This window comes from Sporichthya polymorpha DSM 43042 (assembly GCF_000384115.1).
GTDB lineage: Bacteria > Actinomycetota > Actinomycetes > Sporichthyales > Sporichthyaceae > Sporichthya > Sporichthya polymorpha.
Window position 1 is genome coordinate 470207 of the sequence record NZ_KB913029.1, and the last position, 13484, is coordinate 483690.

Here is a 13484-nt window from a genome sequence, read left to right on the forward strand (position 1 = left end):
GTGCCACATCGGATTAGCCTCCCGGGCCAGGGCCGCTCCCGGGATTCATTGGCCTCAGCCTCCGCTTCCAGACCCCAGGGGTCAGAGCAGAAAGTCCCGGCGGGGAGTGTGAGCAACCTCGCGACCGGTCACCGGCGCCGCGCAGTTCATCGACCAAGGGACACCGCCGGTTAGTCGACCTCGCCGACGCCGTCTCGTAAGCACAAGGAGGTACCCCCCGGGGGTTTGACCCGCGCGTCATGCGGCGTTTACCTTCTGGTCGCGCCACGGCACCGCCCTTATCGAAGGCTTCCGAGCATCCCCGCCGCCCCTCGGACAGGACCTCCGGATGCCCCACTCGGCCGCCTCGCGGCGACGTGTACGACCCACCTTTGCCGCCGCCGTCCTGTGTGGATTGTTAGGGGGTTCACTTACCGGTCTGGGCGCCTTCGGCTTCGACGGCGCGCCGGCCGCAGCGGCCGACAAGTGCTACGGCCTGGGCGCGCCGCCAAGCACCGGAACAGTCGCGCCCACGCCGGCCGCGGCTGAGGAACCTGACTCGGCCATCGCGCCCGACCCAATCCCTGCCGAGCCCGCCCCGATCGCTGAGGACGAGAACACCAGCCTCGAGCCGACCGACCCGGGCAGCGAACCCGCGACGGACTCGCCCGCTCCGATCGGGGGCGACGTCACGGCGGACCCCTTCCCTGACCTCACGACCACAGCGCCGCTGATCTGCCCTCCGCATGGCGCCGCCCCCGTCACCGCCCCGACCCCGGAACTGCCGTCGCTGGAGCCGAGCCCCACGGTCGATCCGGTCGAGGTCCCCCCGGTTGCGGCACCACCGGTGCAGGTACTGCCCACGCCCTCGCCCATGCCGGCACCCGCGCCTGCGACTCCCCCGCAGCCCGACGACGATGACCCCGAGCTGGGCGTCCCGGTCCTGGGGAAACCCACCGAGATCGGCGTTTCCGGACGGGGTATGCCGCGCACGCCGACTCCTGGCCGAACTGGGACCATCAGCAGGCCCGAGGTGATCGCCCGGGCGGTGAGCTGGGTGACCCAGAAGGTCCCCTACAGCCAGAGCCGGTGGTGGACTGACTCCGCCGGCACGTTCCGGCAGGACTGCTCCGGTTACGTGTCGATGGCCTGGCGTACGGACCAGCGGATCAACTACTGGACCGGGAACCTGGCCCGCATCTCCGACCGGATCTCCTCCCCTGCCCTGCGGCCCGGCGACCTTCTCAACCTGGCCGGCAAGCACGTCGTGATCTTCGCCGGCTGGGAGGACGCCGCGAAGACGAAGTTCCGCCTGTTCGAGCAATACGCCACCGGGCACACGCCCCGTTTCGTGCGGAACGCCCCCCTGTCGTACTACCTCTCCCGCGGCTACGGCGCCTACCGCTACGAAGGGATCACCGAAGCTGCCGCCGTGCGGGTGACGGCCCCCAGGCGTCTCTCAACGCCGATTCCCGCACCGGCAGCGACGTCCTCCCACCACCAGTCCATCGCCTTGGTGGCGGCCTCGTCCGATGTCGATCCGGCCGTCTCACCGCCGCCCGGCACGCAGATCCCTCCGACCCCGGAATCGCTTCTGGTGGGGCTTCCCGCGACCACGTGGAGTCCAGCCGTCGCGGAGCAGTACACCGCCGACAACACGGTTACTCAGACGCTCCCCGCCGGCAGCACGCCCTCGGCCGCGGAGATTCCGTCACCCGCACAGTTGGTCGCGGAGCAACGTGCGATCGATACGGGCGAGCCCGCTGAGGCCCTGTTAGCCCAGACCGCTCGCGCGGTGGAGCCCACCTCACCGGCCGGCGTCCTGCTGGCTCTCGGCCTCGGACTGCTGTTCGTGGCCGTGCCGCTCGCAGCCGCAGCCCGGGGCCGCATCTGGGCTCCCGTGGTGACGCCCTTCGACGCGCGACCCGGCGGGTAGGCCCTACTCCGCCGCTTCTCCGGCGCTTATTGCATGACGAACTGGGTGAAGTAGATGTCCATGACGTCGCCGTGGTAGGCCTCCGCCACGGCTTCGAGCAGGGCAGCCTTCGCGGCGCTTCGCCCGTTCGCAGAGATCAGGTCAGCAGCTTTCCGGTTCGAGAGTTGCGCAATCGCCAGATCGAGGGCCTTCGAGCCGTCGGGCTCTTCCGCTGTGCCGCCATGTCCGCCTCCTGATAGGTCGGCGGTGAACTGCAGCGCCATGCCCATCTTGAGGTAGCGGCCGCCGTCAAGGTTGAGCGTGACCGGACCGAGGTCGACGACGATCCCTGGCTCGGGCTCCGCGCTCGCGGAAGGTTTGGGCCCGAGAAAGGCGTAGTACCCACCCGCGAGAGTGGCGACGACCAACACCACGCCGACGATCTTCTTCTTCGACTTCGCTTTCTTGCCGGTGTTCGCGCCGGCGTCGTCGTCGGCGCGGGCCCGCCCCCGGTCGGTGCCGCGGGTCGTCTCAGCCTGACCACCACCCTCGGCGTTCGAAGACCGTGAAGCGGTTGAAGTTGTCAAGGCGAAGACCTCCGCGATTCGAGGCGCCGCTCTTGTCTGCACCCACCCTTCCTTCGGCCACGCATCGCACAACGTGAGACGACCGCTCTGAGCTCGAGCCCGACGTTCTTCAGCTTGTCGTGTAAGCAAGCTCTGGCGGCAAGGGCCCGGGCTTCGGGTAGCTCGTAGTGAGCGTGCCGTAGAGGATCAGCCGGGTCGAGGAACCCCAGCGCGGGTTGCAGGTAACCAGGGTGATGCGGCGTTCGGTCGGCTTCACGCCTGGTTGTTCAGGCACTGGCAGAACCACCTCGCCGTAACTGGGGTCGACGAGCTTGTACGCCCGGTCGCCGGGTTTCGCCCCGGGCTGCGGGTCGATGGTGTAGACGAACCACCTGGTCCGCGTCTCCACCACGACACGGTCCCCCGCGCGGAGCCGGTCGAGGTAGGCGAACGGCTCCCCCTGAGTGGCCCGATGCCCAGCGACGGCGAAGTTGCCGACCTGACCGGGCTGCGCCGAGCGCGGGAAATGCCCCACCCCGCGGGCGAGCTGCTTGAGCTCGACGCCCTCCACGAGCGGCTTCTCCCACTTCCGTCCCAGCCGCTCGATGTAGATGAGGCCGATGGCATCGCCCTTGATAGGAGCACCGGCACTCACCGGCTGTACCCATGAGTCGCGCAGGTCGTCCCTGATGGCGTCCTGTCGCCGGCCGGCCTCGAAGTTTGTGTAGAAAACTTGGTAGACCACCAGCAGGAGAGCCAGCACACCCACGGTGATGAAGACCTCGCCGACCCCCCGGACGAACAGATGTCGGCGGCGCGCCCACGGCGACAGCGAACCGGCGGCCGACCTCATCAGCGGGCCTCGTCCCTGAGCGTCTCGGTCCGAGACTGTCCGAGGTAGGGCGTCGGCTCGCGGCGGTCGCCGCGACGGCGGGACACCACGAGGTAGGCGACCGCGGCCGCGAACAGGACGAGCGCGACCCAGTTGTTCAGGCGCAGGCCGGCGATGCGGTGCGCCTCGTCGACCCGCAGCGCCTCGATCCAGAACCGGCCGGTGCAGTAGGCGGCCACGTAGAGGGCGACGACCTGGCCACGGCCCATGTTGAAGCGCCGGTCGGCCCAGATCAGCAGCGCCGCGACCAGCAGGCACCACAGCGACTCGTACAGGAAGGTCGGGTGGTAGGTAGCCGCGTCCGGAGTGGCCCGCGGCCGGTTCTCCGGATCGATCTCCAGCGCCCACGGAAGGTCGGTGGGCTTGCCGTAGAGCTCCTGGTTGAACCAGTTGCCCCAGCGCCCCATGGCCTGCGCCAGCACGACCCCGGGAAAGACGGCGTCCGCGACCGGCGGCCAGGACAGCCCGGCCCGCCGCGCGCCGATCCAGCCACCGAGCGCGCCGAGCGCGACCGCGCCCCAGATCCCGAGGCCGCCCTCCCAGATCTTCAGCGCGTCGACGGGTCGGCCACCGTCGCCGAAGTAATCGTCCGGGGTGGTGATCACGTGGTAGATCCGGCCGCCGACGATCCCAAACGGGACCACCCACATGGCGAGATCGCCGACCTGGCCGGGCTTGCCGCCGCGGGCGATCAGCCGCTTATCGCCGACCACGATGGCGATCAGGATCCCGGCCACGATGCAGAGCGCGTAGCCACGGATCGGGAAGCCGCCGAGGTACCACACGCCCTCAGAAGGGCTTGGGATTGACGCGACCAGGACGTCTGAGGTCATAGCTGAATCGGCACTGGGTGTGCCCTCGACCCATGGGGATCTGGCGGACCGTCCCACGTGAGGGACAAGACGAGCGCAGCGCCGACCAGGAAGAGCATGGCCACCAACACAGCGACGAGGACGACGCGGCCGCCTCGCGGCGGTGCGGCGTCCACGAAGCTAGCCATTCTTCAGTTTCTGCATCTTCTGGATCTCACCTTGCTGCGCGATCTCAATCTGCTCCGCGAGGGTGAGGGCTTCGGGGGCTTTGCCGTCGGCCCGTTCCGCCTTGGCCATCTGCAGAGCGCCGCGGTGGTGCTCGATCATCATCGTGAGGAACAGCCGGTCGAACTTCGCCCCTTTCGCCGCCCGCAACTCGGCCATCTCGCCGCTGGTCGCCATGCCGTCCATAGTGGCTTCCAAGTTAGACATCCCCTCCATGGTCTCCATACCGGGCATCCCTCGCATCGACTCCATGCCGGTCATGGTTTCCATGCTCTTGTCCAAGGACCGACCCCATTGGGCGAGCAGTTGGCGCAGCTGCTCGATTTCCGGCTCCTGCCCGGACAGGATCGTCGCCGCGAGCTTCTTGACCTCGGCGCTCGCGGCTCGTGACTTAGCGAGCCGCGCCATCTCGACGGCCTGGACGTGGTGGGGCAGCATGCCTTGGGCGAAGGTCACGTCCGCAGTGTTGAAGGCGGCGGCGGCCGCCGGCTGCGAGGTAGCGTCATCTCCTCCTCCGCAACCAGCGAGCAAGGCGGCCGAAGCCACGGTGGCGAGCGCGAGCGCTGCAGACCGAACGAAGCGGTTGGTCATCGAGGGCCTTTCGTAGGGGCGATCACTTCAACTGGGCGAGTTGCTCGTCTTGTGCGGTGCGCAGGCGTTCGGCAAGGGCGCGGGCGTCCGGGTTGATGCCGCCCTGGAGTTGCTCGTCCACCAGGTCAAGTCCACCTCGGTGGTGACGGGCCATCAGGACCCGGAACTGGCGGTCGAAGGCCTGGCCCTTCAGCGCTTCGAGGCGGGTCACGGCGCCCTCGGGCACCATCCCCGGACCGGTCTCGTCCTGGCCGATACCGTGCGCAGGCAGTTCCGCGCCGGCCTGCGCCCAGGCTCGGATCCACTCGGCGAGCGTGTCGACCTGGGGTGCGTACACGGCGGCGATGTCGGCGGCGAGGGACTTGACCTCGGGCGAGCGGCCACGGGAGGGGGCCAGCTCCGCAAGGTGCAGTGCCTGGCTGTGATGCTGGCTCAGATGGACGACGAAATCGACATCAGCCTGGACGAACGCAGGGACAGCTGCGCCACCCGGAGCCGCCGCAGGGTCCGCCTGACCCGACCCGCCGCACGCGGCGCTGACCGCCCCGGCCAACAGGACCGCGGCGGCCACCCGGCCGCGCAGAGGAACCCGCGTCACACGGGCTCCGTCCGGCGCAGCGGAGCGAACCGTCGAAGCCGCAGGCTGTTGGAGACCACGAAGATCGAACTGAAGGCCATCGCGGCCCCCGCGATCATCGGGTTCATCAAAGCGGCCGCAGCCAACGGCAGGGCAGCGACGTTGTAGGCGAACGCCCAGAACAGGTTGCCCTTGATGGTGGCCAGCGTTTTCCGGGACAGCCGGATCGCGTCGGCGGCGGACCGCAGGTCACCCCGCACGAGCGTCAGATCGCTGGCGGCGATCGCCGCGTCGGTGCCGGTGCCCATCGCCAGGCCAAGGTCGGCTTGGGCCAGCGCCGCGGCGTCGTTGACGCCGTCCCCGACCATGGCCACGGTGCGACCCTCGGCCTGCAGGCGCTTGATCACCTCGACCTTCTCGGCCGGCAGGACCTCAGCGATGACCTCCTCGATCCCGACCGAGGCGGCCACGGCCTGGGCGGCGCGGGCGTTGTCCCCGGTGAGCAGGACCGGCCGCAGGCCGAGCGCCTTGAGCTCCCGGATCGCCTCCGCCGAGGTGGGCTTGACGGTGTCCGCGACGACCAGCACACCTCGCACGGCGCCGTCCCAGCCGATCCAGACCGGGGACTGGCCCGCCGCTTCCGCGGTTTCCGCCGCCGCCACGAGTTCGGGCGAGGGGTACTGCGACCATTCCTCAGCGAGCCAGGTCCGCCGCCCCGCGACGACCGAGTGCCCCTCGACGATCCCGGCAACGCCGCGCCCGTCGGTGCTCGCGAAGTCGTCCACGTCGGCCAGGGGATGACCCTGGGCCAGGGCGCCGGCCACGATCGCGCGCCCGATGGGGTGCTCGGAGGCGTTCTCCAACGCCGCCGCGAGCCGCAGCACCCGCCCGGTGTCCTGGCCGGGCGCCGGGTGGACGGCGATCAGGCTCATCTGACCTGTCGTCACGGTCCCGGTCTTGTCCAGCACGATGGTGTCAACCCGCCGGGTGCTCTCCAGAACCTCGGGGCCCTTGATGAGGATGCCGAGCTGCGCACCCCGGCCGGTGCCGACCAGCAGCGCCGTCGGCGTCGCCAGCCCCAGGGCGCAGGGGCAGGCGATGATCAGCACGGCGACCGCTGCGGTGAACGCCAGTTCCGGGCTGGCGTCGTTGCCCAGCCACAGGCCGAGGGTGGCGGCGGTCAGCACCAGGACGACCGGAACGAACACGGCCGAGACCCGGTCGGCGAGGCGCTGCACGGCCGCCTTGCCCGTCTGCGCCTCCTCGACCAGGCGGGCCATCTGAGCGAGCTGGGTGTCGGCGCCGACGCGGGTGGCACGCACGACCAGGCGGCCGCCGGCGTTCACGGTGGCTCCGGTGACGGCGTCACCGGGACCGACCTCGACCGGCACCGACTCCCCGGTGAGCATCGAGGCGTCCACCGCCGAGGTCCCGGAGCTCACCACGCCGTCGGTGGCGATCTTCTCCCCCGGCCGCACCACGAACTCCTGGCCCACAGCCAGTGCACTGATCGGGATCCGCTGTTCGACACCGTCCGCAAGGACGGCGACGTCCTTGGCGCCGAGATTCATCAACGCGCGGAGGGCGGCTCCGGAGCGCCGTTTTGCCTTCGCCTCGAAGTACCGCCCGGCCAGGATGAACACCGTGACCGCCGAGGCGACCTCGAGATAGATCTCATCCGAACCGCCACCCCGCTCAGGAATGAGGTGGAACCCCATCGTCATGCCCTGCTCCCCGGCACCACCGAAGAACAGCGCGTACAACGACCAACCGAACGCCGCCGACACCCCGACGCTGATCAAGGTGTCCATCGTGGCCACGCCGTGGCGCAGATTCATCCAGGCGGCGCGGTGGAACGGCAGCGCACCCCACACGACCACCGGGGCGGCCAGGGTCAGGCTCGCCCACTGCCAGAAGTCGAACTGCGCGGGCGGCACCATCGCGAGAATCAGCACCGGCAACGCCAGCAGCGCGCTGACGATCAACCGAGTCCGCAGTGCCGCGGCGGGGTCGTGCTCCACCTCGTCCGTGGTAGCTCCGGACTCGTTTGGGCCAATGGTCTCGGCCGACTTCGGAGCCGGGGGGAGTTTGGCCGTGTAGCCGGTGGCGGTCACCGCGGCCACCAGATCATCAGGTGCGACCGAGGGGGCGTAACTGACCCGGGCCTTCTCGGTGGCGTAGTTCACCGAGGCGGTGACGCCGGGCACCTTGTTCAGCGCCTTCTCCACCCGGCGCGCACAGGACGCGCAGGTCATCCCACCCACGGTGAGGTCGATCGTGCGCAGGTCTTCGGTGCCGGCAGGGGTGTCGATGCTGCTGTCGATGCTGGTCATGTCCGGCTCCTCTCAGTGACCGCTGTGAACATCGGACGAGGACGGCGAAGGTTCGGTGGAGGCTGGGTCGCCCTCGTTCGAAGTGACAACCGCCGGAGTGCCTGTCGCTGGGCCTGAGCCCTCCGGTACCTCGACCGTGAACTCCGCCGTCCGCACCTCGCCGCCGTGTTGAAAATTCAGGTACAGCCGGTACCGGCCCGCGGTCGGGAAGGCCGTCCCGAACCGGACCTCCGGGCCACCGCGCTGATCAGCACTCGCCGCTTCGGCCGGGTGCGTGTGCAAGAACGCCAGGTCCCCCGAACGCAGCGACACCAGGTGCCCGAACGCCCCGAGATAAGCCTCCAGATCCGTCAACTCCGACCCGTTGCGAGTGACCTTGAACGTGAGCTCGGCCTCCCCGCCGGCCACCGGGGTCCCAGCCAAGGTGACCTCGTACCCGTCCGCCGACCACTGCGTGCCCGGCTCGGGCAGATCGGCCGGGGTGTACTCCCCCGGCACGAACACATCGGCGCCCAGCGTGATCGTCTCGGCCAACGCTGAGGGCGAGAAGTCGGCGAAGAAGCGGTACACCCCGGCCTCGCTGAGGTCGACCGGCACGCGCCAGGTGCCATCCGTGTCCCGCTCCGGGTGCAGATGCTGGAAGTTCGCCATGTCCCGGCGGACCACGATCAGGTGCATCTGCTTCTCGTGCGTGGTGTCGAAGTTCAGCACCGCACCCCCATCCGGGCTGGTGACGGTGAAGGCAACCTCGACGTCCTCGCCCTGACCCGGCGTCACATCCACCACCCGCAGCGTGTAGCCGCGGGAGGAGACCGCGAGGCCGGGAAGCTCACCACCGATCACCGCTGCGCCGCCGCTTCCCCCCTCACTAGCGGGTGCGGGGGTTGATGTGGGCTGCTGGGTCTCGCTCCCGCCCATGTTCATACCGTCGTGCTCGTCCCCGTCGGACTCATCAGCCATAGCGAGGCCGATCTCGTCTTCCGGGGCGATGGGGTCGAGGACGGATCCGACACCGAATGCCAGCCCGAAGACAGTGGCCGTAACGGCTGCGAAGGCCGTGAGTTTTACGCCGACGTTCATGGTGCGAACTCCTCGTGCGTGCCATCTCGGTGGAGCGGACATACGCCGTACCCGTAGGGGGTACCCGATATCGACAACATGTTACCCCCAGGGGTATTCCGTCAAGCCGACAAGCGAGTCAGAGCAGCTGCACCTTGTAGCCCTCGGCCTCGATGGCCGCGACCACCTCCGCCGGTCCGGCGCCGGTGCCGTCGAGGTCGACGGTCGTCCGCGCGGCCTTCATGTCCGTCCGCGATTCGCGGACGCCGGGGAGGTCCTCGACCGCCTCGTCAATCAACATCCCGCAGCTGGCGCAGTGCATGCCGCTGATCGCCAGCACGATCGTGCTCACGACCGCCCTGCCGTCGGGCCGGCCATGGCCCCGGTCTGCGCAGCCGGCGCGATCGACACGGCCTGGAAGGCGATCCGGCCGGTGTACATGCCCATCCCGCACGTGTACTTCAGGGTCCCTTCCTTGGGGACGCCGAGGTCAACGCTGGTGACGCCAGTCTCCGGCAGGACCTGCTGGATGCCCTTGCTCGCCACCACGAACGCGCGGGTGCAACCGCCGGTGTCGTCGGTGACCAACTCCAGGCGCGTCGGCACACCCGGGCGGGCCGCGATGGCGGAGGGCGCGTAGCCACCACTACTGACGGCGAGGGTGATGACCTGGGTGCCGTCGGGCAGCGTCCGCACCGCACGCGCGGACTCGGCCGCTGAGATGGTGCCGGACCCGCGGTCCGGGCCCCAGTCGCCCAGGGTGAGCGCCGAGCTGACGGTCCACGCCGCGACACCGAGGACGACCACGGCAGTAGCGATGGAGAGCCGGCCCTGCCACAGCCGCGAGGACTGGCGAAGCAAATACCCGATGAGGGCGAAGAGCGGCGCAGTGCCGATCACGAACCCGGCCATCACCGCAGCACCCGCGATCACCGACCCGGAGGTGATGGCGAGCAGCCACACGCTCAGCGTTACACCGCACGGCAGCAGCACCGTCAGGAAGCCCAGCAGCGCGGGGGTGAACGCCGAGTCCGAGCGGGAGCTGCGCCGGACGCGCCGGGTCCAGGCCTCAGGCGCGCGCGGAGTGAGCCCACGCACGGCCTTCACCCCGAGCATGTCCAGGGCGAACACCACCATCAGCGCCGCGGCCAGGAGCAACAACGTGGCGCGCTGTCGCGGGCTGGGCTGGGCAGCGGCACCGAGCGCACCGAACAGAGCGCCCAGGAGCGTGTGCGAGACCAGCTTGGCGGACAGAAATGCACCGAGCGGGACGAGCGCCCCGTCTTCACCGAGCAGCCCGGCGCGCCGCGCAACGGCGGCGCGGCGGTGCCCGGTCGCCTCGGGGAGGGGTTTGGGCAGATCCCGGGCCACTGATTCACTCAACCCTGCGGCGGGGACGAGCTCGGCATCAGCCGTCGCGGCGCGACGACGGCCCACGGCCCCGGCGAGCAGCCCGCCTTGCACGGCGGCGCACGAGGCTCCGCCGGCGATGGCGCCGGTGGTCAGACCGGTGAAGAACAGGGATAACGCAGACATCGGAGAAACCCTTCTGGGTCGCGGAGACCACGCGAAAACGCGCGGCGGGAACACCGGAGAACCACCTGCGCAGGCGCAGGTGGGCGGAGTTCTCCTAGGTCCGCAGGACGCAGAAAGTAGAAGTGCTCGGAGCGATCGGGGCCTCGGCTCGCGGGGCCAACTCGAATGTTCGATTTTGCGGTGGGATTCCGGCGCTCACCAGAGCATCCGCAACAGGGGCGGCCACTGCACCGAAGGCGGCGGTGGCTGAACTGGCCATGCAGGACACAGAGTGGTCGTGAGCCGAGTTGTGCTCGGCAGCGCCCGACTCCGCGTGGCCCGATTGCGTGTGGCCGACCTCGGAGTGACCCGCCTGAGCGTGGCCAGGCTCGGACATCGAGACCGCCTGCTCAGCCGCCGCGGCGGGCTGCGTGACGTGGTCTGTCGCGCCTGCGGCCGAGGCGAAGGAATGACCCCAGCCGAACACGCAAGCAAGCACCGCGACAACGAGCACAAGTCGCGGTGCGAGGCGAGAACGAGCGGGGCGGTCCATGGTTACCTTCATGTTACGCGACGCCGATCGGGGGTCGAGATCAATTCGGCGTGGCGGCACGCCCGGATGGCTCCCGATTGGCCCATGTCGTAGAGGTCTGGGCGAACACTAGCTACGCTGGCGCGCCATGGGGACCGACCGCGCCGGCGTTGATGCCGCCGCGCTCGGGCTGCGCCCGCGTAGCTTCCTTTCTCTTCTTGCCGTCATCGCAGCGGCGCTCATGATTCACCTGTTCGGACCCGCGCTCCCAGTCTCCACGGTCGCAGAGTCACCCGCTCACGGGCACTCAAGCCTCGAACTCGGCGGGGCAAACGCCTCGGACACTGCTGCCGAGTTGGTCACGGGGTCGCATGGCGAAGACACCTGTCACTCGGTGGTGGGGGTCAGCCCAGCATCGGCCGCGCTGCCGGCGGCCACCTGTGTTGTCAGCACGTGGCGACAGGACACAACGACCGCCAGCGACCGGACCGACCTCCGCCCCGCGTGGATAGGAGGCGACGGCGGAGACGCCGCTGCTGATCCACGACGAAGTCCGGGGGTGCAGCGCACGTAGGAGACCCGACGCCCATGCACCGGCATGGGGCAACGGGTTCTTTCCTGCAGCCGCTTCGCACTTCCGGAGGTTCTTGTGTCCCGTCACGCTTCATCGTCCACCGCAACCGATGGCCATCCCCCCGGTCGCGCCGCCATCGCCGGCAGGCTGAAGGCGGTCCGTCACGATCCCCTTCTCGTGGTCGCGGCCCTCGCCTCGCTAGGTGCGGGGATCATTCACGCCGCCGTGGCCCCTGAACACACCAACTGGTGGGCCAGCGTTGCGTTCTTCGTCGCCCTGGCTCTGTTCCAGCTCGGTTGGGGCGGCTACGTGCTTCTCCGCAAACCCGCCCCGCTGGTACTTCTCCTTGGTGCCGCGGCAAACCTTGCCGCCCTCGCAACCTGGGCAGTGAGCCGGATCAGCGGAATGCCGTTCGGGCCGCACCAGGGGGTGGCGGAGCCCGCCGCGCGGGCGGACATCATCGCCAGTGTGCTCGGCGTTCTCGTCGCCGTCGGCGCTCTGGGTCTCGCCCGCGGCTGGAGGCCGCGCTCTCTCCTCTCAATGCGTCCGGCGCTCTCCGCTGGCGCTGGCGGGCTGGCGGTCTCCGCGCTTTCGCTCGTCGCACTCACCGGCGTCTCGGGGCATGCGCATTCGATCGGCGAGGAGCACGGCCACGCCGGCCACACCAGCGACCTCCAGGCCGCAGCTGCGACGGCACCGCTCACGCCCGCGGCGGCGGTCGTCCAATGTCGTCGGACTGCTGAGGTGAGGACCGATGCCGTGTTCGCCAAGGCCGCTGCTGCCGCTAACGGCAAGCCGGCCGCCATCCTCAAGGCGGAGAAGGCAGCCAAGAAGATGCTCAAGCGCGAATTGGCCAAGTGCGCGACCGCCCCCGCGCCTGCGCCGACGAAGAAGGTCGTCGAGGCAACGCCGCACCCCGACGACGGTCACGCGCACTGACCTCGTCGAGACGGGCGGGATGAGCGCCGCCGCACGCGGCGCCGGCTCATCGTCGCCGGCGTTCATCGTTCCCTCTGTTGGTTCTCGTAGTGGGTGGGTCAGGCTGACGCGACCAACCAGGCGAGACCCCTCGTCAATCACGCGCTGCCTGCGACAGGAGCGGGCCATGACAGCGGATGGGCCCCGGCGCAGCTGGGTCGAGCAGATCATGGGCATGCCGATCAGCCTGTTGGCCCGCGGCGGGCCGGCCTCGTCGGCTGCGGCCGCTGCGGCGGCCGAGGCGGTGTTCGCCGAACTCCGCGAGATCGACGCGACCTTCTCCACCTACCGGGCCGAGAGCGTGGTGAGCCGCCTCGGGCGCGGTGAGGTCGCACTTGAGGACTGCCCAGACGATGTCCGCGAGGTCGCCCAGCTGTGCGAGCGGGCGCGCACCCTCACCGATGGGCTCTTCGATGCCCGGCGGCCGGACGACAGCTGGGATCCGTCCGGCTACGTCAAGGGCTGGGCGGTGCAGCGCGCCGCTCGGCACCTGCCACAGACCGGCGAGCTGGACTGGTGCCTGAACGCGGGCGGCGACGTCGTCGTGCGCTGCGGCGGTGACCGCTCGTTCAACGTCGGGATCGCGGATCCGCGCGACGCCACCCGGGCCGCCACCGTGCTGGCCTGGAGCTCCGGCGGGGTGGCCACCAGTGGCACCGCCGTCCGGGGCGCGCATCTCTACGATCCGCGGACACGTGGACCCGCGCTGACCCATTGGGCGTCGGTCACGGTCGCCGGAACTTCGCTGGAGCTGGCCGACGTGCTCGCCACCGCGGCGTTCGTCGCGGGCCCGTCCTGGACCGAGATCGTCGCCCTCGGACCCGGCTGCATCGGGCTGGCGATCGGACACGACGGCGCCCTGGTTCCGACCGGCGGGTGGCCGCGCCCGGACTGCTGACTGCAGGTGTCTAGCCCGAGGGCGCAGACATGAGTCGG

At 69.9% G+C, this 13484-nt stretch carries 12 protein-coding genes; 3 read left to right on the forward strand and 9 right to left on the reverse strand.

Annotated elements, in window-relative coordinates:
• Positions 1–328 precede the first annotated feature (328 nt).
• The gene (locus tag SPOPO_RS32235) at positions 329–1915 is read left to right on the forward strand and encodes a hypothetical protein (protein ID WP_156869502.1); all 1587 of its coding nucleotides are present in this window, start codon (positions 329–331) and stop codon (positions 1913–1915) included.
• A gap of 26 nt (positions 1916–1941) precedes the next feature.
• On the opposite strand, the gene SPOPO_RS35460 is transcribed toward SPOPO_RS32235, so the two are convergent.
• The 9 genes from SPOPO_RS35460 to SPOPO_RS0102420 form a co-directional block, all read right to left on the reverse strand.
• Complete coding sequence (locus tag SPOPO_RS35460; RefSeq protein WP_245541686.1) at positions 1942–2553, reverse strand: flagellar basal body-associated FliL family protein; 612 nt, start codon at positions 2551–2553, stop codon at positions 1942–1944.
• 37 nt (positions 2554–2590) lie between these two features.
• Positions 2591–3313 carry a class E sortase gene (locus SPOPO_RS27250; RefSeq protein WP_019873181.1) on the reverse strand — a complete coding sequence of 241 codons (723 nt, stop codon included), beginning with the start codon at positions 3311–3313 and terminating at the stop codon, positions 2591–2593.
• On the reverse strand, positions 3313–4185 hold the full coding sequence (gene lgt / locus SPOPO_RS0102390; protein ID WP_028984459.1) for a prolipoprotein diacylglyceryl transferase: 873 nt from the start codon (positions 4183–4185) through the stop codon (positions 3313–3315). The genes SPOPO_RS27250 and lgt overlap by 1 nt, the downstream gene beginning before the upstream one ends.
• 159 nt (positions 4186–4344) lie before the next feature.
• Complete coding sequence (locus SPOPO_RS0102395; protein WP_019873182.1) at positions 4345–4980, reverse strand: DUF305 domain-containing protein; 636 nt, start codon at positions 4978–4980, stop codon at positions 4345–4347.
• 22 nt (positions 4981–5002) lie between these two features.
• On the reverse strand, positions 5003–5578 hold the full coding sequence (locus SPOPO_RS27255) for a DUF305 domain-containing protein (RefSeq protein ID WP_019873183.1): 576 nt from the start codon (positions 5576–5578) through the stop codon (positions 5003–5005).
• The gene (locus SPOPO_RS0102405) at positions 5575–7890 is read right to left on the reverse strand and encodes a heavy metal translocating P-type ATPase (RefSeq protein ID WP_019873184.1); all 2316 of its coding nucleotides are present in this window, start codon (positions 7888–7890) and stop codon (positions 5575–5577) included. Before SPOPO_RS0102405 ends, SPOPO_RS27255 begins: the two co-directional genes overlap by 4 nt.
• Before the next feature lie 12 nt (positions 7891–7902).
• Positions 7903–8970, reverse strand: coding sequence for a hypothetical protein (locus SPOPO_RS27260; RefSeq protein ID WP_019873185.1), 1068 nt, complete (start codon positions 8968–8970; stop codon positions 7903–7905).
• 118 nt (positions 8971–9088) lie between these two features.
• A complete protein-coding gene (locus tag SPOPO_RS0102415; RefSeq protein ID WP_019873186.1) occupies positions 9089–9301 on the reverse strand; it encodes a heavy-metal-associated domain-containing protein in 213 nt (70 codons plus the stop codon).
• The gene (locus tag SPOPO_RS0102420) at positions 9298–10485 is read right to left on the reverse strand and encodes a sulfite exporter TauE/SafE family protein (RefSeq protein ID WP_019873187.1); all 1188 of its coding nucleotides are present in this window, start codon (positions 10483–10485) and stop codon (positions 9298–9300) included. Before SPOPO_RS0102420 ends, SPOPO_RS0102415 begins: the two co-directional genes overlap by 4 nt.
• Before the next feature lie 1262 nt (positions 10486–11747).
• Here SPOPO_RS0102420 and SPOPO_RS32240 point away from each other — a divergent pair.
• On the forward strand, positions 11748–12509 hold the full coding sequence (locus SPOPO_RS32240) for a hypothetical protein (protein WP_019873188.1): 762 nt from the start codon (positions 11748–11750) through the stop codon (positions 12507–12509).
• Between the two features lie 166 nt (positions 12510–12675).
• Positions 12676–13446 carry an FAD:protein FMN transferase gene (locus SPOPO_RS27270; protein WP_019873189.1) on the forward strand — a complete coding sequence of 257 codons (771 nt, stop codon included), beginning with the start codon at positions 12676–12678 and terminating at the stop codon, positions 13444–13446.
• Positions 13447–13484 lie beyond the last annotated feature (38 nt).